At 53.1% G+C, this 2,093-nt stretch carries 4 protein-coding genes; 2 read left to right on the forward strand and 2 right to left on the reverse strand.

Translation table 11 applies throughout. The features are described 5' to 3' along the window. The coding region (locus ACKI5T_RS15855; protein WP_407438665.1) for an ash family protein at nucleotides 1–221 on the reverse strand (221 nt) is incomplete at its 3' end. Further along, complete coding sequence (locus ACKI5T_RS15860; protein ID WP_063160807.1) at nucleotides 218–484, reverse strand: AlpA family transcriptional regulator; 267 nt, start codon at nucleotides 482–484, stop codon at nucleotides 218–220. The genes ACKI5T_RS15855 and ACKI5T_RS15860, both read right to left, overlap by 4 nt. 562 nt (nucleotides 485–1,046) lie before the next feature. On the opposite strand from ACKI5T_RS15860, the gene ACKI5T_RS15865 reads away from it, so the two are divergent. After that, nucleotides 1,047–1,778 (forward strand): glycoprotein 3, encoded by a 732-nt coding sequence (locus tag ACKI5T_RS15865; protein WP_407438667.1) that lies wholly within the window; start codon nucleotides 1,047–1,049, stop codon nucleotides 1,776–1,778. After that, a complete protein-coding gene (locus tag ACKI5T_RS15870) occupies nucleotides 1,775–2,038 on the forward strand; it encodes an ogr/Delta-like zinc finger family protein (protein ID WP_059291258.1) in 264 nt (87 codons plus the stop codon). Before ACKI5T_RS15865 ends, ACKI5T_RS15870 begins: the two co-directional genes overlap by 4 nt. Nucleotides 2,039–2,093 lie beyond the last annotated feature (55 nt).

Genomic DNA, 2,093 nt, shown 5'->3' on the forward strand with positions numbered 1-2,093 from the left:
ATTATCTGACTAAAACGATGATATAAGAACCACCGTTTAAAAATAAGGTGTGCCTGAGCAACGACGTAAAAAAACACGCATGGCGCGTGTTGAGTCGCCAATAAGTAACACGGGTTCCTACGCCCGACTGCCGATTTTGCGACAGCGGGAAAACTATACCTGGAAATGGCGAAGGGAAGCAAGCCAGAAAAAGGGGCTTTCAGAAGAACGGCCATCATCATGCGTCACAGCTCCGGTTACGATCGGCGATCCGCTCGGCCATCCATGCGGTGATTTCTGACTGCGCCCACGCCACGTTTTTACCGCCCAGTGAGATTTGTTTCGGGAAAGCCTCCCGGCTGATGAGGTCATAAATTGTGGAGCGCGACAGACCGCACAGGTGCATCACTTCGGGCAGGCGGATAAAGCGCTCCTGAACGGCGTCAGAAAACGGCATCGGCGGGGCGACAGGTGCAGAAGACGGGGAAGAAAAAGCGGTGTGCATCGGGCTACCTCATAAAATCCATACAGAGCCGGTCGTGTCCGTCCGGCCTCGGGTAGCGCTCTATTTTGTGAATATTTTCGCTCAGGGCAACAAGTCTTTTCTTATCAGCAGGCCATACAACTGACTGAATTTTATACCGTAAACACTGCTGGCCTATATTGGCCGTTATTGGCCTTTATTGGCCATTGTTGGCAAGGTCGATAAGTTAAAAATGAAATAAATAGACTCGCTTTTATTCCCAATGAATCTAAAAGGCCGAAAGAATGTTAGTGGTCGATAAATGCTCAGGGTGAACAGTGGTGAACAGACGGTGAACAGTCAGACCCTCAACTGTTCACCATTTAACTTACTGTATTACTTATATTTTTATTAAAGGTGAACAGTGGTGAATAGTTAACAGTAAAAAAACAAACAGAGAGGGTGATTTTCCTGCGACCTTTCTCTGGCCAGCCTGCTTTTAAAAGTCCCGTCTGTGCCATGCCTGCCACAACGGCAATGAGTCGAGTTGTTGTGTGGCGCAGGGCAGAATCTCCTCAACCTGACATGACTGAGGAGACACACCATGACCACCATTATCCCTGATTACCTGACACCGGCATTCCAGCAACTGGACGCGGCCAGAGCCGCCCATCTCGAAAACGCCCGCCAGATGGATGACACCACCACGGCGATGACCCGAACCAAAGAGCAGAAAGCGGAGCTTGAAAAGGAAAGCGGCAGCGAGGCCAGCGGATGGCGCGCGGCCTTCCGTGCCGGTGGGGCAATGCTGACGGACGAGCTGAAACAGCAGCATCTGGCACGCGTGGCCTCCCGCGAGCTGGCGCAGGAATGCGACAGGCTGGCTGAGGTGCTGGCTTATGACAAAGACCGCCTGAAAGCCTCCTGTGACATCTCGGCCAGAAAGTACCGTCAGGCGCATCACAACGTGCTGAGCGAATACGCCGGAAAGGAGCTGGATAACGCGCTGCGTCAGACGTGCGGAGCGCTTGTCCGGGCGATGAAACTGAAAATGCTGGCGCTTGGGAACCCTCTCGCGAACACCGTCGGGATTCAGGGCTATGTCGAACCCGATAAAGCGGTCATGCAGGAGGTGAAAACGTGGCTTGAACGTGCGGTGAAGGACTGTCACATCCGTCTCGCGGATGAGCCGGTGCTGTTTAAAGCCGGGCTGTCGGCGGAGACACTGGCGCACATGAATTACGGCGTGGCAGTTACCCACGGCCAGCGTCAGGCCTACTTTAACAAACTGCGTGAGCGTGAAGCTGACCTGAAAGCGCGGGGGATGCTGGAATGATGCACTGTCCGTTCTGCAAAAAGGCGGCACATGCGCGTACAAGCCGGTATCTCTCGGATAACGTCAAACAGCGCTACCACCAGTGCACCAATATCGAATGTTCATCCACTTTTCGCAGCATCGAGTCGATTGAAGAAATTATCCGGTTACCACCTGAAAGCTTTAAACCTCAGACCCAGCCGGATATCCCGATGTCGCCCCGTATGGTAAAGGGCTGTTACAGCTCACCGTTCCGCCATAATCAGGAGAAACGCCCGTGACCACCATGACGCTACAGCAGGCCTTTGAAGAAGTCGGATCGTAGCCATGTCGTTC

The organism is Lelliottia sp. (genome assembly GCF_045627565.1).
In the GTDB taxonomy this organism is placed as follows: domain Bacteria; phylum Pseudomonadota; class Gammaproteobacteria; order Enterobacterales; family Enterobacteriaceae; genus Enterobacter.

Excerpts from the sequence above, each read along its gene's own strand:
- ACKI5T_RS15860 (WP_063160807.1), bottom strand. The coding sequence starts at position 484 with ATGCACACCGCTTTTTCTTCCCCGTCTTCTGCACCTGTCGCCCCGCCG.
- ACKI5T_RS15865 (WP_407438667.1), top strand. The coding sequence starts at position 1,047 with ATGACCACCATTATCCCTGATTACCTGACACCGGCATTCCAGCAACTG.
- ACKI5T_RS15870 (WP_059291258.1), top strand. The coding sequence starts at position 1,775 with ATGATGCACTGTCCGTTCTGCAAAAAGGCGGCACATGCGCGTACAAGC.